Raw genomic sequence first — 20,864 nt, forward strand, 5'->3', positions numbered from 1 at the left:
TCAAGGCTCCTTACATTTACAACTTATCCAGCAAATCTCCCAGTCGATCTAAAAAATCATCTGCCTGCGACTGATCTAAGCCCAATTCTTGATCTCGAATGGCCCAGACAGTTAGACCCGCGGCTTTTCCTGCTTCGATTCCTTTCGGGCTATCTTCGATGACCAGAGTTTCGGATTTGGCAAAGCCTAGCGCGCTCCAGACTTTTTCGTAGACTTCAGGGTCAGGCTTACAGGCTTTACATTCTGTCCCAGAAAAGACATGGGAGAAATAAGAACGAATCCCCGCTTCGGTCAAGGCACGCTCAATCTCGCTGCGATCTGTATTAGAAGCCAGTGCAAGTTCAATCCCCTTTTCCTTTAGACTAGCCAAAACCCTTGGCACATCTAGGAAGAGACAATCCTTGTAGGGCGTTTGTCGACCTTCCTTGTACTCTTTGTATTCTGCTTCTAGGGCTGGGATATCCCAGTTGTCATAATCGTCCTGCAGGACGAGCTTCCACACTTGTTTGGCCCGACCTCCAACAAAAATAGCTGGATTTAGGTGAGCGACCGACAAACCCTTGGTCGCTAGAAAATCTGCCCGTCGCTGATAATAGAAATGTTCCGTCTGGAACAAGACACCGTCCATATCAAAAATAATCCCTTTATAGGCCATCTACTACTCCTTTTTTGATGTTTTTTATATCATTATAGCATAAATCGAAACATTCCTAAACTTTCATACTAAGCCTACTGACAAGCGTAGTAGTTTTTGCTATAATGTTGAAAAGCATAAAAGGAGATTGAAAATTGTTATGAAAGTGACAAAATTTGGTGGTAGCTCCCTTGCTTCAGCTGCCCAACTTGAAAAAGTATTCAACATTGTTCAAGCAGATCCAGAACGTCGATTTGTCGTCGTATCCGCCCCTGGTAAACGCGATAGCAAGGATACCAAGGTGACCGATGCCCTCATCAAATACTACAAAGAATATATCGATGGCAAAGATGTTTCTGCTAGTCAAGAGTGGATTATCAACCGCTACCAAGCCATGGTGGACGAGTTAGGTTTTCCTGGCAAGTGTATGAAGAAGATTGCAGAAAGCATTCTTACCTTGGCAACTCTTCCAATTGACGACAATGAATTTCTCTACGATGCCTTTTTGGCGGCCGGAGAAGACAACAATGCCAAATTAGTCGCTGAATATTTCACCTATAAAGGCGTTCCAGCCCGCTATATCCATCCTAAAAAGGCAGGCATCATTGTCAGCTCCGAACCTGGAAATGCTCGCATTTTGCCGTCTAGTTATGACAAGATTGAAGCCTTAAAAGAGGCAGATGAAGTCCTCATCATTCCGGGATTTTTCGGAGTAACCGTTGACAATCAAATCTGTACTTTCTCTCGCGGCGGTTCAGACATTACCGGTTCTATCGTAGCAGCTGGTGTCAAGGCGGAGCTCTATGAAAACTTTACCGATGTGGACGGGATTTTTGCGGCCCACCCCGGTATCATTCACAATCCCCACTCCATCAAGGAATTAACCTACCGTGAAATGCGGGAGTTGGCCTACGCTGGCTTTTCAGTGCTTCATGACGAAGCCCTTCTTCCTGCCTATCGTGGTCGGATTCCTCTCGTCATTAAAAATACCAACAATCCTGATCACCCTGGTACACGAATTGTCCTCAAGCATACCGACCACACCCTGCCAGTTGTCGGTATCGCAGCAGACGATGGCTTTGTCAGCATCAATATGTCCAAATACCTGATGAACCGCGAGGTCGGTTTTGGACGCAAGGTCTTGAATATCCTTGAAGATCTCAATATCCGTTGGGAACACATGCCGACTGGTATCGATGACCTTTCTCTGGTCTTGCGTAGCCGTGAATTGACACCAATCAAGGAAGAAGAAATCCTCCGCCAACTCAATTCAAAACTAGAAGTGGACAAGGCAGAAATCGAGCACGGTCTGTCTATTATCATGATCGTCGGTGAAAACATGAAGAGCCATGTCGGGGTTACTGCAACTGCAACCGCAGCTCTTTCAAAAGAAAATGTCAACTTGGCCATGATTTCCCAAGGTGCAAGCGAAGTTTCTATCCTCTTCGCCATTAAAACCGAAGAAAAAGAAAAAGCCCTAAAAGCCTTGTATCAAGCCTTTTTCGGGTAACACAAGATACGAGCCCGTTAAAAACTCAAAGCGAAAATAGGAAATACGACGAAGAAGCGGAGCTTCTAGGAGTATTTATCTTTTTCGCACAGAGTTTAGGGCGTGTTCAGTTAAGATGTGAAGCCGTTAAAAAACCGACTGAAAATTAGGAAACATGACGAAGAAGCGTAGCTTCTAGGAATGTTTATCTATTTTCCGAGCTTTTAGCCCGTGTTCAATTGCCCAAGATACGAGGGCGTTTGACACGAGTTTTACTCGTTTTATCTCCAACCCTCCCCATACTCAATAGAAAGCAAAAAACAATTTCTTATAAAAATCCAACTCTTGATACAGAGTTGGATTTTTGCATATTATTTTACTTCTACTTTATCGAGCCAAGAACTTGCAGTTGTTGCAAGAACACCGTTCAATTCTTCCATGTTTTTGCGACCTTGGTCTGCCAACCAAGCCTTGGCTGCTGCTTCACCTTCTTTTGCAAAGACGGCAACTGCGTCTTTCCAAGTAGCCCGACCGCAAAGCACACCATTAAAGCTAGAGCCTGCTTCTTTAGCTACCACCAATGTTTCTTGGAAGAGTTTCGCAGATACACCTGCACTCAAGAAAATAAATGGTAGATGGGTTGCTTCTGCTTGCTCCTTAAAGTAAGATTTAGCTTCCTCTAAGCTGTAGACTGGCTCTTGAACAGTGTAGCCTTCCACAAAGTTCATGTTAACAGGCACTTCTACCTTCAAGACATCTGCATTGTAACGTGGCTTGCTAAACTCCCGCATAGCGCCGTTCACCTTATGAGGTTTCAAAGCTGCATATTCACGTGACGTCACATCCATATCGCTCGCATCGTAGGTCAAGATTTCCACGAAGTATGGAATATCCTCAGCAATACACTCACTACCGATTCGTTCCACCCAAGCATGCTTAATGTCATTGATTTCTGGCTTATCATCTACATCGTAGTAGAGCAAGATTTTCACAGCATCTGCACCCAATTCCTTAATCCGTTTGGCAGACCAATGTGGTAGCAAGTCAGGCAAGCGACCTGGCGTTGAAGCATCATACCCTGTTTTTTCATAAGCGGCAATAAAGCCACAATCTGGATGACGCAATCCTGCTGCTGGTACACCGTACTCGGCATCCAACAAGATGGAGCTTGCATACTGAGTTAGATCACTTGAGATGACTTTTTTGAAATCCACCAAGATGTCATCTCCAAAGTCAGCATCTGCTGCCGCTGACAAGAGGCGCTTCAAGGCACCACGTTGGTCAATCGCAAGAGCTGCAATCACTTTTTCATCATTTGATAGGCGAACTAAATGATTGAACTTTTCCTGTGAAAGTTGTAATTTTTCCATTATCTTCCTCCTCGTAAAGTAGAATATAAGCAATAATAACTGGCCTTTCGCCAATAAACTATCCGTTGTTAGGGCTATTTACTAAAACGTTTGACACCGTCCAAGTAAGTAGCCTGCAAATGCCCCTTGTCATCAACCACAATGAAATCTGCTGCGCGACCTGCTGCAATTTGTCCACAGACATGATCGATGTTGACAGATTTTGCTGGCGCAAGTGAAGCCATCCGAACAGCATCTGGTAGGCTTGCTAAGCCCCATTCTACGATGTGTTCGACCGCTTGAATCAATTCTAAGATTGACCCTGCTAGGCTGCCATTGTGTTTCAAACGAGCTGTTCCGTCTTTGACCACCACTTCAAATTCACCGAGACGAGAATCGCCTTCTCCTTGACCACCAGCCCGCATACAGTCCGTAATGAGGACAGTTTCATCTGCACCACGCGCCTTCAGAACAATCTCAACAGCTGCAGGATGCACATGATGTCCGTCACAAATCACTTCCGCAAAGACATTCTTCAAATCAAGTGCTGCACCAACCATGCCTGGCTCTCGGTGATGAAGTCCGCTCATACCATTGTAGACATGGACAAAGATATTCGCTCCTGCTTCCACTGCTTTCTTAGCTTGATCATAGGTCGCATCGCTATGGGCAAGGGCGGTACGAATGTGCTTGCTATTGGCAAAATCGATAAAGGCTTCTATACCCTCCCGTTCTGGAGCAATGGCAATCTTGTTGACCAAGCCCTCAGACAAGCGGTGCCAGTTGTCCAATTTTTCCACCGAGGGGTCACTCATGTACTTAGGATTTTGCGCTCCCTTATATTTCTCAGTGAAAAATGGTCCTTCAAGGAAAATCCCTTGAATCTTGGCACCGGTTTCCTCACCTGCATGGCGACCAATCGTTTCGCAGACTGCATCCAGATTTTCTGTAGAGTCCGTAAGAGTAGTGGGCAACCAAGACGTCACACCGCAGGACAAGAGCCCTTCTGAAATCACCTTGATTCCTTCAAAATCATTATCCATGACATCATGCGACGCATAGCCGTGGATGTGGGTATCAACGAGACCTGGTCCAATGTGATAATCTCCATAATCCACGATATCACCATCTGGTTTTTCCGTTACAATCGCACCAAATTGACCATCATCTGTAATCTCAAGATAGGCATTTTCTAGCTCCCTATCTGATAAAATAATGGACTTAGCAAAAATATAATGTGACATATCGTCTCCTTTCATTAAGACTCGATTCTACTTGATTTAACATATTAACCCGAAACTGGTTATAACCTCTCCTATTATTGTACTCACCTTTTGCCCAATTGTCAAGTTATTTTTGGTTTCCCAGCGCCAAAAATACGCTCAAAAATAAAGCACCAAGTAACAAGTCACGATCAACTGCAAACCGACTAAAAAGCTACAAGCCAAAGAGGAATAATAAGAACGAAAATGGAATACTCGTTAAAAATCAAAACCTGACGTCGTTTACTCACCTTGCTTCAACAGTCCTGTGGACTGTTGAAGGTTGAAATAGTGCGGGGAACTATTTCAATCGGGAAATATGGCAAAGTGTAGCTTTACTTTCTTCTCGGTGCAGGGGGGTGTTGGAACTACTGCGTCAAGCGGTTCAAAATGATAAAACTACGGAGGTTAGTACTTTTGTCCTAGTCTCTTACGGATACTCTTGAGTGCGCTTTGAGTTTTTAACGCACCAAAGATACAGTGTATCTTTGGTGTACAACAGACGATGAAAACATGCGTAGCAAGTTCACTCCTGTCGTATCTTGTGCAAGGCTCCGAGTTGGAGGAAGAAGGTTTAGCTACAAGGACTTGCCCAAACCAGAAAAAGACCATTTGGAGCAACAAATGATCTTTATATTACTTATAATACCTTGGAATGCGGTCAGACAGGGTGCAGACCACTTCATAGTTAATAGTCTCTAGGTAATCTGCCCAGTCCTGCACGGAAATCGTACCGTTTCCACTTTGACCAATCAGAGTCACAGGTGTCCCTAAAGCATACTTTTTCGGTAGGCGGATGGTAATCTGATCCATGGAAACCCGACCGACAACAGGACAGACTTCACCCTCGACTAAGAGCGCAAAGCCCTGCATTGCACGCAAAAAACCATCCGCATAGCCAATCGGAACAGTGCCGATATATTCCGCTTCTTCACTATGGTAGGTCGCACCATAGCCGATACTGCTTCCCGCTTCGACTTCTTTGACATGGATTAATTCAGAGGTCAACTGCAAAGCTGGCTGAACGGGATAGAGTAAGTCTAGCTCATGCCCACTCGGATTGAGACCGTATAGGACATTGCCCAGACGAACCATGCTAAAGACAGTATCTGCATGCCAGATACTGGTTGCTGAGTTGCTAGCATGAATGCAGGTAGGCAGTTGGTCTAGTGCCGCAAGCAGTTCTTTAAAGCGAGCAAGTTGAGTCTGAAACTGACTGTCGTCTTTTTCATCTGCTGTTGCAAAGTGGGTAAAAATGCCTTCGACTTGCACGGCCTCATCTCTCAAGTCATTTATAGCCTGATTGAGAGACTGGCAATCCCGAAAACCAAGTCTGCCCATCCCTGTATCCACTTTGATATGGACAGTCAACCCCTTTAAGGAAATGCCACACTCAAAGAGCTGTTCCAGCCACTCTAGGCTTGTAACTGTCAGCGTAATCTTCTCAGAAATAGCAAGTGGTACAACCTCTACTGGAACTACTCCAAGAATTAAAATTTGTCGAGAAATGCCCGCCTGGCGCAATTCCAAGGCTTCATCTAGGTTGGAGACACAAAAACCATCGACTTGACTTTCTAGGTGACGCGCTACCGCAACCGCCCCGTGTCCATAAGCATTGGCCTTGACCACCGCAAAAGCCTTGGTCTCTTCCGGCAAGTGGCGCTTAACCTGCTCTACATTGTATGAGATAGCTGACAAGTTGACCTGAATCCTTGTGGGTCTATGAGTGCTTGCTTTCATCTACTTCCTCCAAAATCACACTGGCCTGCACGAAACCAGCAGAGTGACTAATACTGAGCCAAGACTTAGCTCGAACAGGAGACTTGGCGACATAGGGTGCTCCCTTGTCATCTGTCAAAATTTCAATATCTTGAAATCCAACCTTGCCAATTCCCGTTCCTAGTGCCTTAGCAAAGGCTTCTTTAGCAGACCATCGACCGGCTAAGTATTCCAGCTTTCGACGACCTTTCAACTGTTCAAATCGCTCTCGTTCATTTTCCGTCAAGACTTTCTCGACAAAGCGATCGTGCTTGTTCATGGCTGCCTCAACAGCAGCGATTTCTTGTAAATCTATTCCGTGTCCTACAATCATTTTTCAAAAAAGGAGTGAGGAATCCGTATTCGATTGAATACTAGATCCCTCACTCCTCCCTCATATTTTCTTACTATACATGTTTGCGTCCATGACAGTTCTTGAATTTTTTACCTGACTGACATGGGCATGGGGCGTTACGATCCACTCCTTCAAAGCTGACTTGCTCACTCGTAGCTACTTGGGCAGGGACGATATTCTTAACAGCCGTTGTACGTGCTTCATGACTTGTACGCTCCCGTTCAATATTGTCATGAATTTGGGCTTTCATCATGAGACGTGTTACATCGAACTCAATCGCAGCAATCATATCATTAAAGGTCGCAAAAGCTTCTGACTGATACTCTACAACTGGATTGTTTTGTGCATATCCACGTAGGCTGACTGCATTGCGCAATTGATCCATCATATCGATATGGTCTGTCCAACGATTGTCCACTACGCGAAGAATCAAGACTTTTTGGAACTCACGTACACGATCTTCGTCGCGTAACTTGGCTACTTGACTGTCGTACACTTCCAAGGCACGATTGTACAAATCAGCCACAATCTCTTGATCTGATTTCCCTTCTAAATCCGCTAGGCTAATAGACTCTTCTGGGACAAGATTGATGTGAGCAAAGTGTAGAATCGCTTGCAAGGCCTCATCGCGCTTGCCTGCCTTATGATCTGCCACTTGGCGTTCAATCGTCCGCTTGATCATCGCCTTGATTTCTGGTGCTAAATCACGATCCGCAGTAATCACATCTTGACGTTGACGGTAGATGATTTCGCGTTGCTCACGCATGACATCGTCATATTGAAGAACTTGTTTACGTGAATCGTAGTTGTTTCCTTCTACACGTTTCTGAGCCCCTTCCACTTGACGCGTCAACATCTTAGATTTGATGACAGACTCTTCCTCGGTCAGATTCATGCGTTCCATGAAGGCTTTAATCCGCTCAGGGCCAAAGCGTTTCATCAAATCATCTTCTAGTGAGAGGTAGAATTGAGATTCACCTGGGTCTCCTTGACGACCTGAACGTCCACGGAGCTGATTGTCAATCCGACGACTTTCATGGCGCTCTGTACCGATGACACAGAGTCCACCGAGTTCACGCACACCGGGGCCTAATTTGATATCTGTTCCACGTCCAGCCATGTTGGTTGCAATGGTAACTGCACCGCGTTGACCGGCATTCATAATGATTTGAGCTTCACGATAGTGGTTCTTAGCATTCAAGACTTCGTGGGGAACACCTGCTGCCACCAAACGTTTTGATAGATAATCAGAAGTCTCTACCGCAACGGTACCGACTAGGACAGGCTGACCTTTTTCATAACGCGCCTTGACATCTGCGACAACCGCATTAAACTTATACTCCAAACTTGGGTACAATAGGTCTTCGTGGTCAATACGAGCAATCGGACGGTTGGTTGGGATTGGAACCACACGAATGTTGTAGATTTCTCTGAATTCTTCTTCCTCAGTCTTACCTGTACCTGTCATACCCGCTAATTTGCGATACATACGGAAGAGGTTTTGATAGGTAATAGAAGCACTGGTTTTTGATTCATTCTGGACTGGCACACCTTCTTTAGCTTCAATTGCTTGGTGCAAACCATCCGAATAACGACGACCTTCCATGGTCCGACCCGTAAAGGGGTCGATAATCATGACCTCTTGCTCCTCATTTACGAGGTAGTCAATATCGTAGGTCATGATATAATTGGCACGAAGGGCATTATCAATAAAGTGGGTCAGTGCTACATTTTCAATGTCATATAGATTCTTCAGTTTGAAGAAGCTCTCTGCCTTGTCAATTCCAGCGTCAGACAAACTGATGGTTTTTGATGGAACATCGATGATGTAATCATCCTCTTCCAATGATTTGACCAAGTTGTCTGCTAAGAAATAGAGTTGGTTGGTCTCAGAAGATGTTTGACCAGATACAATAAGCGGTGTCCGCGCCTCGTCGATCAAAATCGAGTCTACCTCATCGACCAAGGCAAAATTCAAGGGACGTTGTACCATGTCTTCCGCACGGACTACCATGTTATCACGAAGGTAATCAAAGCCGATTTCTGAGTTGGTTGAGTAAGTAATATCGCAATTGTAGGCTTCGCGTTTTTCAAGAGAAGATTTAGCTGCTAAGTTAATTCCTACAGACAAACCGAGCCATGAATATACTTCACCCATTTCTGTCGCGTCACGGCTCGCCAAATACTCATTGACCGTGACAACGTGCACACCCTTACCAGCCAAGGCATTGAGGTAAACGGGCATGGTTGCTGTTAGGGTTTTTCCTTCCCCAGTACGCATCTCTGGTACATCGCCATGGTGAAGAACAATCCCCCCCATAATCTGAACAGGATACGGATAGAGACCAAGTACCCGTTTAGCCGCTTCACGGACAACTGCAAAGGCTTCGTATAGAAGGTCATCAAGAGTTTCCCCCTTGTTGTAGCGTTCTTTAAATTCTACTGTTTTGGCCTGCAATTCCTCATCGGACAAGGCAGCCATTTCATCTGCATAGGAAATGACCTTGTCGGCCATTTTTTCTAATTTTCGTAATTCACCCTTATCATTTTCGATAATCGTTTTTAAAATATTTGCCATTTTATTCCTTACTTGTATCGATTCTTTTTTGTGTTCTTTTCATTATAGCACGTTTCCCCTCTACTTTCAAGAATGAGCGATAGATTAAACCGATGAAACACCTGCTTCATCGGCTCTGTTTAAAATCCATTTTTCATCCTTACGGGTGGCTACTAATCATTTCCAAGCCTTGCCCTTTAAAGGTCCAATCCTTGACATCGTTTGGCAGGATAAAATGATCCCCCTTAGCGATTGGATAACTTTGACCCGCCACACCAAGTTCTCCTTGACCAGCCAAAACACTGACCAAATAATAATCAGCAGTTTGCTTCACGCGGACTTCCCCTGTCACTTCCCATTTATAGACACTGAAAAAATCGTTGGCAACTAGCAAGGTTGAGCGCAAATCGTCCACGTGAAGCGTGGCTGGTCTGCTATTTGCAGGCTCACCGATTGTGGTGACATCAATCGATTTTTCCAAATGCAATTCCCTGAGATTGCCCGCATCGTCCTTACGGTCAAAATCATAAACACGATAGGTCGTGTCGCTTGACTGCTGCGTTTCTAAAATCATGATGCCCTTTCCAATGGCATGAATGGTCCCACTTGGCACATAGAAAAAATCTCCCGCCTTGACAGGAACTTGCTGCAACAGACCGTCCCAGTCTTTTTTCTCAATCTTCTCACGGAGTTCTTCTTTGGAGAGAGCCTTGTGACCGTAGATAATTTCCGCGCCCTCATCGGCTGCTAGAACATACCAGCATTCCGTTTTACCAAGTTCGCCTTCGTGTGCCAGTCCGTAAGCATCATCAGGATGAACCTGCACACTCAGCCAATCATCGGCATCTAAAATCTTGGTTAATAGCGGAAAGACTTCTTCTGAACGATTGGCAAAGAGTTCGCGGTGTTCACGGTACAAGTCATCCAATTTCCAGCCTGTATAGGCACCGTTTTTAACAGTTGACACGCCATTGGGATGTGCTGAAATCGCCCAGTATTCTCCGACATGGTCGCTCGAACTGTCGTAGCCAAACTCTTCCCGAAGCCTGGTACCACCCCAGATTTTTTCCTGCATCACAGATTTCAAAAATAATGGTTCTGCCATAATGATTCCTCGTTTCTCTATTCTTCTTTTATAATAGCAAAAAGAAGCAAGAAAAGCCAATGCCGTTAGAATATTCGGCAAAAAAGCAAAGAAAAAGACATTACGTTAGAGAAACCTGCCAACATTGGCTTTGAGTGTACTCCCCCTATACACCTGAGATGAAGTCAATTGAACAAGTCTGGGCTGAGATTCGCAAGAGAGACTTTAAGAATAAAACATTTAAAACACTTACTGATGTGGTGAACAGGCTGCAAGAAGTGATACAAGCTAAGTAAGCAACCAATAAATAGTAAAGACTATCTATTCCTAGTCGCCAAAAAACAAAACATTCCAAGGTCAGGATAGACCTCGGAATGTTTCAATATTGTCTGTAGGCTGTACGGATACTAGATTAGACAAATCTCACAATCATTCATCTAACAGACTTCGATAGCCATGACAGAGGAGGATTACTCTTCCTCTTTTTTAGCTTTACCGAGAGACAAGAGGCCTGCTAAACCGAGAGCCACAAGACCATATACCCCCATATGAGACGCTTCTGTTCCTGTTTTCGGAAGCACTGTTTTTGCAGCAGTTTTCGCAGGAGTAGCACTTGGCTTGCTATTTGGATCTTTCGGATCGGTACCTGCTGTCTTTTTTTGATCATCAGTGTAACCGTCGTTATCGTCATCTGGGTCTGTGACATCTGGCTGTTTGTCACCGTCTGTGTCACGTTGAACCTTGATGGTGAAATCTTTCTCAGCTACGGTTTTCCCGTTTTCATCTTTGACAACAACCTTCACTGGGAAGTCGCGTTCTTCTTCTGTTTTTACCCCAGTCTGAAACGGTTGGCGTTCCGCTAATTTTACCTGTTGTTGGATCATAAGTCAAGCCGCTTGGCAGACCTGTCACTTCATCTGTACCATTGTTTGGTTTGTTTTCTACTGGGACATCAATTGGATCAATGGCTTGTTTTTCAGTAACGGTTTTATTATCGATGTTCCCAACAGATGGTTGTGCGGCTGGTTCTGCAACAATAACCGTAACTGTTGCTTCTTCACTTGACCCATCTGGATAGGTAATCACTACAGGAACTTTAAACGCACCAGCAGTATTTCCGTCTGGAACTGTTGCTCCTGCTTTAGCAGCTACTTTAGAGGCTGCAGGTATTTTTTTAACAGCATTTCTCAAATCACCTGCTGTCGTTGCTTCACCAAACGGCTTGTTGATTACCTCTGTTTCAGGATCGTAAATGTCCTTATCTTGAAGCTCAACATCTGTTGCCAATAATCCTGAATTTCCAAGTGTTGTCGGTAATACGCCGTTATCTCCTGTTGTGAAGTAACCAGTAATTGGTAAAATATCGGAATCCGCTGGTACTTTAAACACTGGGAAGCCATCCTGCGAACCTGTCAACAACTCAGCAATTGGTTTCTTTAGTTTTAATACAGTACGGACGTAAGCTGGATTTTGAGCACCATTTGCATTGATGTAGACAGACTTGTTAGAAGAATTTCCCATACTTACTGCTTTGTCACTAATTGTAAAGGTTGCATGCCCCTCCTTATCTCTCCGATACTTGTTTTGCCAAGGCAAAGTTGCCGAGGGTCGCTGAACCATTTTCAGGGACCGCTGGTGTCACGATGTACTCTGTCACATCAGGGGTTGGTACATAGCCATTCATCAAGGCTGTGAATTTATCCCGCACACGCTTGAGCATGTGTTCTTGTCCCATAACACCGCCACCAAAAACGATGACTTGTGGGCGATACATCAAGGTTGCTTGGACTGCCGCTTGAGCGATATAGTAGGCTTGAACATCCCATACATCAGCGTTTTGCTCGATCAATTCACCACGCGTTCCTGTGCGAGCTTCCAAAGACGGTCCTGCCGCCAAGCCCTCTAAACAACCCTTATGGAAAGGACAGACACCTGTAAATTCCTTGGCTACATCTTGCGGATGAAGCGCAACGTAGGTATGACCTGCTTCTGTATGGCCTACGCCTCCGATAAATTCGCCATTTTGAATCGCACCCGCTCCGATTCCTGTTCCAATCGTGTAATAAACGAGACTGTTCACGCCTTTACGAACGAGGGCTTCTCCAAATGCAGAAGAGTTTACATCCGTCGTAAAGTAAAATGGAATCTTAAATTCTTTTGCAATCAAGCCTAGCAAATCGACATTTGCCCAGTAAGGTTTTGGAGTTGTCGTAATGTAGCCATAGGTTGCTGAATTTTGATCAATATCAATAGGACCGAACGAGCCAATCGCAATCCCCGCTAGACGGTCCTCATAACGCTTGAAAAATTCGACTGTCCGCTCAATCGTTTCATACGGCGTTGTCGTTGGAAATTGTGTCTTTTCAATCACTTGGAAATTTTCATCTCCAACTGCACAGACAAATTTTGTCCCGCCAGCTTCCAAACTTCCATACAATTTTGTCATCGTGTTTCTCCCTTTTGAAATCGTTTTATTCCACTTTATTATATCATAGTTTAAAGCGTAAGAAAAAGGCGAACCGCCTTTTTCTCTAGATTATTTTGCAACTTTGATAAAGGCATCTCCATGAGCAACTGTTGCACTTGCGAGTGCTTCAACTGCTGCGAAGTCTGCTGTGTTTGTCACAATGACCATAGTGGTATCATCAAGACCTGCGGCTACAATTTTGCTTGCATCAAACTTCGCAATCGGTGTACCAGCGGTTACTCTATCGCCTGCGACCACCAATTTTTCAAATCCATCACCTTCCATTGATACCGTATCAATACCGATGTGGATAAGAATTTCAGCACCGCTTGCTGTCTTCAAGCCATAAGCGTGGCCTGTTTCAAAAGCAATCGTAACTTCCGCATCTGCTGGTGCATACACTACACCCTCAGACGGTTTAACAGCTAGTCCTTTCCCCATAGCTCCTGATGAAAAGACGGGGTCATTCACATTTTCAAGGGCAACTACTTCACCTGAAAGCGGTGATACAAGTGTTTCTTCAACAGATTCTGACATAACGACTTCTGATTCTTGAACTGGTGTTTCTGCTACTGGTGTAACAGGCTCAGCTTCTGCCGCAAAGACAGCTGCCGCTTTTGTTTTACCGTAGGTAAAGGTCAAGGCAAAGGCAACTGCAAAAGCAATCAACTCACAGACGATATACATTGGAATAGAAGAAGCGTTGATAGATAGGAAACCAAGGAAACCTGCTGCTCCAAGAGACACTGCAATAACATGGGTCAAACCTGCTACAGCCGCTCCAACTGCTGAACCTGCTAGGGCACAGAAGAATGGGAAACGATATTTCAAATTGACACCAAACAAGGCTGGCTCTGTAATTCCCAAAAAGGCTGATACTGCTGCTGAAGAAGTCAAACCTTTGGTTTTAGAGTCTTTGGTTAAGAACCAAACGGCAAGCGTCGCTGCACCTTGGGCAACGTTTGCCATTGAGGCAACGACAAAAATGAAGTCTCCGTAACCAGCTCCGTTTTCGTTGAAAGCTGTCAACAATTGGGTTTCAATCGCTGGAAACGATTGGTGGAGTCCTGTCATAACAATCAAGGAGTAAGTTCCACCAAAGACTGTCATACCAAGGAATCCAGTTGTGTTATACAACCATACAATACCGTTTGTGATTCCATTTGATACCAACAACATCACCGGACCAATGACTGTGAAGGTTAGGAAACCTGTAATCATGACAGATAGTAATGGTGTAAAGGTAAAGTCAACCGCTGCTGGCAAGTGTTTGTGGAAGAATTTCTCCAAGATAGACAAGACCCATACAGCAGCCAAGACTGGAATAACTTGATAGATGTAGCTTGTCTGAGCAACTTGCAGTCCAAAAATATCCCAGAAGACCTCTCCGCCACCAAGAGCTGGAGTCGTCATAATCATACCGATTGAAGCTCCTAGGAATTGGTTGGCACCAAAACGTTTTGCTGCTGAAATTCCGACAAGGATTGGCAAGAACATGAATGGCGCAGCTGACATGAGTTGAATCATTTCAGAAACACCTTGGATTGCTGGGAAAGTTTGCTCGATCGATTGAGGACCAAATAGACCTTCTGAGGTCAAGAAATTACGCAATGCCATCAACAAACCACCCGCTACAAGGGCTGGAATAATTGGGACAAAAATATCGGACAACAATTTAATCAAAGCCATGATTGGATTGAACTTCTGATCGCTAGCAGCAATCTGTTTCAAATCATCTGTCGAAACTTCTTTCAAGCCTGTTTCTTTAATTAACTCTGCGTAGACAAAGTTCACATCACCAGGACCGATAATGACTTGATACTGCCCTGATGCCTTAAACGTTCCCTTGACATCCTCGTGCTGATCCAAAGCGACTTGGTCAACTTTTGAGTCATCTTTAAGAACCAAGCGTAGACGAGTTGCACAGTGCGCCACCGCAACGAGATTGTCTCTTCCAACCGCTGCAATGACGTCCTTGGCTACTTTATTATAATCCATAAAGTAAATCTCCTTTAATTCCCATTTTTGTTTTGAAAGCATTTTCACACTTTCTCTGTTTTTTATTATATCATTTTTGAGAAATATGTCAAACGCTTGACATAATTTTTGCTGTTTTTTTATATTTTGGCATTAAAACCTTGCTTTTTGACAAGCAAACGTTTACTATATTACTATAACTATAGAAGAAATACGTACAACAGAATAAAAGGAGACGACATGGCCTTCACCACTGAAGAACGCTACCGTGCCTATGCGGACTGGTCAGCAGACTACATTGATACGATTAGAAACAACACCCAAAGCTCACCTTGGAGGACCAACTTCCATATCGAAACACCTCACGGGCTCTTAAATGACCCCAATGGTTTTTCCTACTTCAATGGAAAATGGACCCTCTTCTATCAGTATTTCCCATTCGGTGCAGCTCACGGCTTGAAATCATGGGTTCATACCGAATCAACAGACCTGGTCCACTTTGAACCAACGGGTAGCATGCTCTATCCCGACACACCATTCGATAGCCACGGCGCCTATTCTGGCTCTGCCATGCAGTTTGACGGTAAGCTCTTTCTATTTTATACGGGAAATGTGCGCGATGAAAACTGGATTCGCCACCCCTACCAAATCGGTGCTTTGATGGACACAGAAGGGCGGATTCAAAAAATCGATCAGGTTTTGATTGAACAGCCAACCGACACAACCGACCACTTCCGCGACCCACAGATTTTCAACTTTAAAGGGAACTACTATACCATTGTCGGTGGGCAAAATCTGGAGCAAAAGGGCATCATCAAACTCTACAAGGCAGTAGACAACGACTACCTCAACTGGGAGTATGTGGGGGATTTGAATTTTGACAATGACCAGACTGCCTACATGATGGAATGTCCAAATTTGGTCTTTATCGAAGATAAACCTGTCCTTCTCTATTGTCCACAAGGGCTAGACAAGGCTATCCTTGATTATGACAACATCTATCCAAACCTCTATAAAATCGGGCAAGCCTTCGATGCTGATACAGCGGCCATGGTCAATCCAGGTCCACTTGAACAATTGGATTACGGATTTGAGTGCTATGCAACCCAAGCCTTTAATGCACCTGACGGACGCGCTCTTGCTGTCAGCTGGCTCGCTCTTCCAGACGTCGAGTATCCGACAGATCGCTATGACTACCAAGGTTGCCTGTCTATCGTCAAGGAATTGACCATTAAAGACGGCAAGCTCTACCAAACTCCAGTAGAAGCCATTACCAGTCTTCGCACGGATGCACAAGTCTTTGCAGAAAAAACGGAAACCAACAATGTCTACGAGTTAGACTTAACCGTGGAAGCTGATAGTAGCTTAGGCTTGGTCCTCTTTGCAGATGCTGAAGGACATGGTCTCAAGCTCACCATTGCTCCTGCAAACAAGCGTATTGTGCTTGACCGCAAGGACTGCGGAGAGGCTTTCGCCTTGGATTTTGGTACCGAACGTCAGTGCCAAATTGACAATCAAGCAACAACTGCCAACATCTTCATCGACAAATCCGTCTTTGAAATTTTCATCAATAAAGGAGAAAAAGTATTTTCTGGACGTGTCTTCCCACGACAAGATCAAACTGGCATTAAGGTTCTATCAGGTCAGGCAACTGGAAATTACTACTCATTAGATTATGGTCGCAAAACTAACTGATGTCGCAAAGCTAGCTGGAGTCAGCCCCACAACTGTCTCCCGTGTCATTAATAAAAAAGGCTATCTTTCCGAAAAAACCGTCCGCAAGGTGACCCAGGCCATGCGGGAATTGGGCTACAAACCCAACAACCTTGCTCGGGGTTTGCAGGGCAAATCTGCCAAGCTGGTCGGGCTCATCTTCCCCACCATTAGCAATATTTTCTACGCAGAACTGATTGAGCATTTGGAAAAGGAATTGTTCAATCGTGGCTACAAGGCCATTGTCTGCAACAGCCAACATGATTCCGCAAAAGAGCGGGAATACTTAGAAATGCTGACAGCCAATCAGGTGGACGGCATCATCTCAGGCAGTCATAACCTCGGTATCAAGGACTACGACCGCGTATCTGCGCCAATCATCGCCTTTGACCGCAATTTATCCCCTTCCACTCCCATTGTCTCCTCTGACAACTACGGCGGCGGGCTGCTCGCAGCCCAAACCCTGCAAAAAGCAGGCTGTAAGCAACCGATGATGATTACGGGAAATGATGATTCCAATTCCCCCACCGGTCTTCGTCAAACAGGCTTTTCCAGCGTCTTTCCACAGGCTGATATCTACCACATTTCAAGCGACTTCTCACCTGTGCGCAAGGAAATGGAAATCAGAAATATCCTCCAAACCAGCCGCGCAGATGGAATCTTCATCTCAGGAGATTTGACAGCTATGCTGGTCTGGAATATCGCTCAATCCTTGGGAATATCCATTCCAAAAGACTTGAAACTGATCGGTTATGACGGAACTTACTTTATCGAGACCCATTATCCGCAATTAACTACGATCAAACAACCACTAGCAGACATTGCTAGGCTCATGGTTGATCTCCTCATTCAGAAAATCAACGGAAAAATCCTCCAGCAACACTATTCACTCCCAATCACCCTCTTAGCGGGTCGGAGTGTGTGATATAGTGCATTATCGTCATTTCGTTTATACCTAAAGGTAGCCACATCGTTTAGGGCGTGTTCAATTAGTAAAATATGAGAGCGTTAAAAAAGTCCTAATAAAAATAGGAGCTTTGATGAACGCCAGTTCTATCTGCGATTGCGTTTCCTTGTCTATTTTAGTTAAAAAAGAAGCCTTACAGATTTCCGTAAAGGAAAGGGCTGTAAGGCTTTTTGCTATTGGTTACATGACTTGATTCGGTGACGAAGATGATAGAGATAATAGACGATTACTAGAATGATGTAGCTGATCATCAAGAAACTCCATATCAGAGCCCAGAAAACAGGAATGGTTTCTATTCTGTCTAGGAAACCATACACGACCAAACATAGATTTCCTCCAAAGACCAGAGCGGAAAAGAGTTGCAGCATTTTCTTCATCTTCATCATTTCTACCTCAAACAGAAGTCGCTTAGACTTCTTCTCTGATAAACTGACTCAAGACACCGTTAATGAATTTGGCAGACGCAGGATCTGAAAATTCTTTGGCTAGCTCGATTGCCTCATTGACAGCCACGCGGTCAGGTGTTTCTTCAAAATACAAGATTTCAAAGAGTCCCAAACGCATAATATTCTTATCAATCAAGGTCAAGCGCTCCAAGGTCCAACCCGCTTTCAAGCGTGTTGCCAATTGGGCATCAATCTCATCTTGCACATCTGCAACTCCTGTCACAAGATTGAGCAAAAAGAGAGGGATTTCCACTTCTTGCTCTTCGTCATAATCATAGAGATAGGCAAATTGGGCTGCTTGAACAGGCTCTTGACCGAATTCTAGGGACACAATCGCCTGGAGAGCACATTGGCGCAAATAATGCCGTGATTCGTGTTGCTTACTCTTCATCTAAGAAGTCCTCACCAAACAAATCCTTTAGGTCTGGTTTTGGTGTCTTGTCTGGCACGATGCCATCCACGTGAATGTTCACAGTTTTCACCGTCACATCGGCATAGTTCGCAACAGCTGTTTTGACCGCACGCTGAATGTTCATCGATACTGTCGGAACGTTGACACCATACTCTAGATACACATAGATATCCGCTGTCACATCACCTGCTTCGTCCGTTTGGAGATAAACACCGCGGTTTAGAGCCGTTTTTGATAAGCCATCTCTTACTTTTTTATTATGGAGCGAATGAACGCCATCTACCTTCGCAGAAGCAATCCCTGTAATCACCTCCAACACACGAGGTGCAATAACGATTTCGCCTACATTTTCTTTTGTCATGAGAAATCCTTTCTAAGAGGAATGCCATTAAGCACGTGACACGTATGTTCCCTCTGCTGTATTGATGACCAATTTTTGACCTGCTTCGATGAAGTCTGGTACGTTGACCACAAGTCCTGTTTCCAGTGTAGCCGGTTTACCTGAACCAGTCACCGTTGCTCCCTTGATAGACGGCTGTGTTTCCGCAACCACCAATTCAACGGTTGTTGGAACGGTCACACCAATCACTTCTGTTCCGTAGAATTGAATTTTAACTTCTGAATTTTCAAGAATGTAGAGCAATTCTTCCTTGACACTTGCCACTGGAATTTCGTATTGGTCAAAGGATTCTGTATCCATGAAGTAGGCTGTCTCATCCATTTGGTAAAGATAGGTTGCTACGCGGGTTTCGATAATAGCTTGTTCAAATTTTTCATCTGGACGGTAAGTCGTATCAAAGGTTGAACCTGTACGCACATCACGCAATTTCATGCGCATGATTGTATTTCCTTTACCTGGTTTGTGGTGGCTTGCATCCAATACGCGGAGAAGTTTTCCGTCCGGAGCAATAAAGGTCATACCGGCTCTTAATTTACTTGCATCAATCATGTCTATGATTACCTCTTCATTATTTTATTATTCGTTTTATTCTATCACAAATTGTCTGATTTCTCAAATCACAATCAACTCTTTTGGTGCCAAGGTCAAGATTTTACAACCTGTCTCTGTAATCAAGAGATCATCTTCAATCCGCACTCCGTACTTGCCCTCCAGATAGATACCCGGCTCATCGGTCAAGACCATGCCCGCCTGAATAGTCGCAGTCGCGGCTTGACTAAAATAGGGAACCTCATGGACATCCAGTCCCATACCGTGGCCGATTCCATGCGTAAAGTAAGGACCATAGCCCGCTGCTTCAATGACACGACGCGGAACACCGTCAAATTCACGGTATTCCATACCCGCCTTAGCTGCCGCAATCAAAGCTTGGTTGGCTGCTAAAACCGTCTGGTAAATCTCTGCCTCTTCATCGCTGACAGAACCAATATAAATGGTCCGCGTCATATCGCTTACATAGTGGTTGTAGATACAGCCAAAATCCAAGGTCAGGGCATCGCCTGCTTCAATGACCTTGTCGGAGGCCCGTCCGTGTGGCATAGCAGAGCGGTAACCTGATGCTGCAATCGTATCAAATGACACTGCCTCAGAACCCATTTTCCGCATGCGAAAATCAATGAAATTAGCCACTTCCAACTCGGTTTTCCCCACTTTGATAAAGTCTAAGGCATCTAAAAAGGCTTGATCCGAAATCTGGCAGGCGCGCTGAATGGTCGCAATCTCCGTCTCGTCTTTCACCATGCGCAAGCCCATAACCACATCTGTCGTAGGCACCAAGTGTACTCCCTCAAAAACAGCTTGCATGGCTTGGTAGTAGGCAACAGACACCTCATCTTCAAAGGCAAGTTCTCTCAAGTTGCTATCTTTCAGCACCTGCGCCACAACCGAAAGCGCATCACGATTTGAGACGATTTCAAAGTCTTTGACAACCGACTGGGCATAGGTAATGTAGCGGTCATCCGTAATCAAAATCTGACGCTCCGCTGTGACCAACACCGTTCCAGCCGTCCCCCAAAAACCTGTCAAATAGTAAATGTTTTTAAGATTGGTAATGAGAAGGGTGGAATAGTTCCCCTCTGCCATTTGCTGCCGTAATTTCGTTAATCGTTGGTTCATCATATGTCCTCCTTGGTTATCATCTAGTATCATTGTACCATAAATAGGGAAATAGGACGAAGGCGGAAGTCTTTCCTTCATCTACTACTTACTAAAGAGCTAAAAGAAAACAACTGACACCCTTTTAAAATCCAAAAAAGCTGGAAATCATGATTCCCAACTCTTCTGCATTACAGCGTGCGCTCCTTGTACAAAATAGTCCTACTACTTAGTTGCCGAATCAAGCCACTACAAGCTACTCTTCTACTACATAGGAGGTACTTGCTATATGATAGTACAATCTATATTTCAATAATTTCATCAATTTTAGAACGTAATTT

19 protein-coding genes and 1 pseudogene are annotated in these 20,864 nt (G+C 44.6%); 4 read left to right on the top strand and 16 right to left on the bottom strand.

From position 1 onward, the window contains the following. Positions 1-16: 16 nt before the first annotated feature. Positions 17-655 carry an HAD family hydrolase gene (locus tag E4T82_RS07190; protein WP_135182174.1) on the bottom strand — a complete coding sequence of 213 codons (639 nt, stop codon included), beginning with the start codon at positions 653-655 and terminating at the stop codon, positions 17-19. 139 nt (positions 656-794) lie between these two features. Here E4T82_RS07190 and E4T82_RS07195 point away from each other — a divergent pair, with 139 nt between their 5' ends. Next, a complete protein-coding gene (locus tag E4T82_RS07195; RefSeq protein WP_135182175.1) occupies positions 795-2,144 on the top strand; it encodes an aspartate kinase in 1,350 nt (449 codons plus the stop codon). 350 nt (positions 2,145-2,494) lie between these two features. Here E4T82_RS07195 and lacD read toward each other — a convergent pair whose 3' ends face one another. The 6 genes from lacD to manA form a co-directional block, all read right to left on the bottom strand. Continuing rightward, a complete protein-coding gene (gene lacD, locus E4T82_RS07200) occupies positions 2,495-3,493 on the bottom strand; it encodes a tagatose-bisphosphate aldolase (protein ID WP_135182176.1) in 999 nt (332 codons plus the stop codon). A 74-nt stretch (positions 3,494-3,567) separates the two neighbouring features. Next, positions 3,568-4,716: an N-acetylglucosamine-6-phosphate deacetylase gene (gene nagA, locus E4T82_RS07205; protein WP_135182177.1), complete on the bottom strand. Its 1,149-nt coding sequence runs from the start codon at positions 4,714-4,716 to the stop codon at positions 3,568-3,570. A 654-nt stretch (positions 4,717-5,370) separates the two neighbouring features. Then, positions 5,371-6,474 carry an alanine racemase gene (alr, locus tag E4T82_RS07210; protein WP_135182178.1) on the bottom strand — a complete coding sequence of 368 codons (1,104 nt, stop codon included), beginning with the start codon at positions 6,472-6,474 and terminating at the stop codon, positions 5,371-5,373. Further along, complete coding sequence (acpS, locus tag E4T82_RS07215; protein WP_135182179.1) at positions 6,455-6,826, bottom strand: holo-ACP synthase; 372 nt, start codon at positions 6,824-6,826, stop codon at positions 6,455-6,457. Before acpS ends, alr begins: the two co-directional genes overlap by 20 nt. A 73-nt stretch (positions 6,827-6,899) precedes the next feature. Next, on the bottom strand, positions 6,900-9,425 hold the full coding sequence (secA, locus tag E4T82_RS07220; protein ID WP_135182180.1) for a preprotein translocase subunit SecA: 2,526 nt from the start codon (positions 9,423-9,425) through the stop codon (positions 6,900-6,902). Positions 9,426-9,564: 139 nt separating this feature from the next. Next, a complete protein-coding gene (manA, locus tag E4T82_RS07225; protein WP_135182181.1) occupies positions 9,565-10,509 on the bottom strand; it encodes a mannose-6-phosphate isomerase, class I in 945 nt (314 codons plus the stop codon). Positions 10,510-10,602: 93 nt separating this feature from the next. On the opposite strand from manA, the pseudogene E4T82_RS07230 reads away from it, so the two are divergent. Beyond that, positions 10,603-10,778: pseudogene (locus E4T82_RS07230) on the top strand (IS630 family transposase); the annotation flags it as partial. Between the two features lie 180 nt (positions 10,779-10,958). Here E4T82_RS07230 and E4T82_RS07235 read toward each other — a convergent pair. The 4 genes from E4T82_RS07235 to E4T82_RS07250 all read right to left on the bottom strand — a co-directional run bounded on the left by E4T82_RS07235 (position 10,959) and on the right by E4T82_RS07250 (position 14,953). Further along, on the bottom strand, positions 10,959-11,291 hold the full coding sequence (locus E4T82_RS07235; protein WP_167753590.1) for an LPXTG cell wall anchor domain-containing protein: 333 nt from the start codon (positions 11,289-11,291) through the stop codon (positions 10,959-10,961). Next, a complete protein-coding gene (locus tag E4T82_RS07240; RefSeq protein WP_135182183.1) occupies positions 11,269-12,108 on the bottom strand; it encodes a Rib/alpha-like domain-containing protein in 840 nt (279 codons plus the stop codon). Before E4T82_RS07240 ends, E4T82_RS07235 begins: the two co-directional genes overlap by 23 nt. Beyond that, positions 12,053-12,934, bottom strand: a complete 882-nt coding sequence (scrK, locus tag E4T82_RS07245) for a fructokinase ScrK (RefSeq protein WP_135182184.1) — start codon at positions 12,932-12,934, stop codon at positions 12,053-12,055. Before scrK ends, E4T82_RS07240 begins: the two co-directional genes overlap by 56 nt. 90 nt (positions 12,935-13,024) lie before the next feature. Then, on the bottom strand, positions 13,025-14,953 hold the full coding sequence (locus E4T82_RS07250; protein WP_135182185.1) for a sucrose-specific PTS transporter subunit IIBC: 1,929 nt from the start codon (positions 14,951-14,953) through the stop codon (positions 13,025-13,027). 219 nt (positions 14,954-15,172) lie between these two features. Between E4T82_RS07250 and E4T82_RS07255 the strand changes: the two genes are divergently transcribed. After that, entirely contained in the window at positions 15,173-16,627 is a 1,455-nt protein-coding gene (locus E4T82_RS07255; RefSeq protein ID WP_135182186.1) for a sucrose-6-phosphate hydrolase, read from the top strand. After that, on the top strand, positions 16,608-17,570 hold the full coding sequence (locus E4T82_RS07260; protein ID WP_135182187.1) for a LacI family DNA-binding transcriptional regulator: 963 nt from the start codon (positions 16,608-16,610) through the stop codon (positions 17,568-17,570). Before E4T82_RS07255 ends, E4T82_RS07260 begins: the two co-directional genes overlap by 20 nt. Before the next feature lie 215 nt (positions 17,571-17,785). On the opposite strand, the gene E4T82_RS07265 is transcribed toward E4T82_RS07260, so the two are convergent. The 5 genes from E4T82_RS07265 to E4T82_RS07285 all read right to left on the bottom strand — a co-directional run bounded on the left by E4T82_RS07265 (position 17,786) and on the right by E4T82_RS07285 (position 20,544). Then, the gene (locus E4T82_RS07265; protein ID WP_135182188.1) at positions 17,786-17,998 is read right to left on the bottom strand and encodes a hypothetical protein; all 213 of its coding nucleotides are present in this window, start codon (positions 17,996-17,998) and stop codon (positions 17,786-17,788) included. 22 nt (positions 17,999-18,020) lie between these two features. After that, entirely contained in the window at positions 18,021-18,449 is a 429-nt protein-coding gene (nusB, locus tag E4T82_RS07270) for a transcription antitermination factor NusB (protein ID WP_135182189.1), read from the bottom strand. Further along, a complete protein-coding gene (locus E4T82_RS07275) occupies positions 18,439-18,831 on the bottom strand; it encodes an Asp23/Gls24 family envelope stress response protein (protein WP_135182190.1) in 393 nt (130 codons plus the stop codon). The genes nusB and E4T82_RS07275 overlap by 11 nt, the downstream gene beginning before the upstream one ends. Positions 18,832-18,858: 27 nt before the next feature. Beyond that, positions 18,859-19,419, bottom strand: coding sequence for an elongation factor P (efp, locus tag E4T82_RS07280; RefSeq protein ID WP_135052010.1), 561 nt, complete (start codon positions 19,417-19,419; stop codon positions 18,859-18,861). Between the two features lie 63 nt (positions 19,420-19,482). After that, complete coding sequence (locus E4T82_RS07285) at positions 19,483-20,544, bottom strand: M24 family metallopeptidase (RefSeq protein WP_135182191.1); 1,062 nt, start codon at positions 20,542-20,544, stop codon at positions 19,483-19,485. Positions 20,545-20,864: the final 320 nt, after the last annotated feature.

It is taken from the genome of Streptococcus cuniculi (genome assembly GCF_004570575.1).
In the GTDB taxonomy this organism is placed as follows: domain Bacteria; phylum Bacillota; class Bacilli; order Lactobacillales; family Streptococcaceae; genus Streptococcus; species Streptococcus cuniculi_A.

Bases quoted from the DNA above. Each gene is read 5' to 3' on its own strand.
- E4T82_RS07190 (WP_135182174.1), bottom strand. From the start codon at position 655: ATGGCCTATAAAGGGATTATTTTTGATATGGACGGTGTCTTGTTCCAG.
- E4T82_RS07195 (WP_135182175.1), top strand. From the start codon at position 795: ATGAAAGTGACAAAATTTGGTGGTAGCTCCCTTGCTTCAGCTGCCCAA.
- lacD (WP_135182176.1), bottom strand. From the start codon at position 3,493: ATGGAAAAATTACAACTTTCACAGGAAAAGTTCAATCATTTAGTTCGC.
- nagA (WP_135182177.1), bottom strand. From the start codon at position 4,716: ATGTCACATTATATTTTTGCTAAGTCCATTATTTTATCAGATAGGGAG.
- alr (WP_135182178.1), bottom strand. From the start codon at position 6,474: ATGAAAGCAAGCACTCATAGACCCACAAGGATTCAGGTCAACTTGTCA.
- acpS (WP_135182179.1), bottom strand. From the start codon at position 6,826: ATGATTGTAGGACACGGAATAGATTTACAAGAAATCGCTGCTGTTGAG.
- secA (WP_135182180.1), bottom strand. From the start codon at position 9,425: ATGGCAAATATTTTAAAAACGATTATCGAAAATGATAAGGGTGAATTA.
- manA (WP_135182181.1), bottom strand. From the start codon at position 10,509: ATGGCAGAACCATTATTTTTGAAATCTGTGATGCAGGAAAAAATCTGG.
- E4T82_RS07240 (WP_135182183.1), bottom strand. From the start codon at position 12,108: ATGGTTCAGCGACCCTCGGCAACTTTGCCTTGGCAAAACAAGTATCGG.
- scrK (WP_135182184.1), bottom strand. From the start codon at position 12,934: ATGACAAAATTGTATGGAAGTTTGGAAGCTGGCGGGACAAAATTTGTC.
- E4T82_RS07250 (WP_135182185.1), bottom strand. From the start codon at position 14,953: ATGGATTATAATAAAGTAGCCAAGGACGTCATTGCAGCGGTTGGAAGA.
- E4T82_RS07255 (WP_135182186.1), top strand. From the start codon at position 15,173: ATGGCCTTCACCACTGAAGAACGCTACCGTGCCTATGCGGACTGGTCA.
- E4T82_RS07260 (WP_135182187.1), top strand. From the start codon at position 16,608: ATGGTCGCAAAACTAACTGATGTCGCAAAGCTAGCTGGAGTCAGCCCC.
- E4T82_RS07265 (WP_135182188.1), bottom strand. From the start codon at position 17,998: ATGATGAAGATGAAGAAAATGCTGCAACTCTTTTCCGCTCTGGTCTTT.
- nusB (WP_135182189.1), bottom strand. From the start codon at position 18,449: ATGAAGAGTAAGCAACACGAATCACGGCATTATTTGCGCCAATGTGCT.
- E4T82_RS07275 (WP_135182190.1), bottom strand. From the start codon at position 18,831: ATGACAAAAGAAAATGTAGGCGAAATCGTTATTGCACCTCGTGTGTTG.
- efp (WP_135052010.1), bottom strand. From the start codon at position 19,419: ATGATTGATGCAAGTAAATTAAGAGCCGGTATGACCTTTATTGCTCCG.
- E4T82_RS07285 (WP_135182191.1), bottom strand. From the start codon at position 20,544: ATGAACCAACGATTAACGAAATTACGGCAGCAAATGGCAGAGGGGAAC.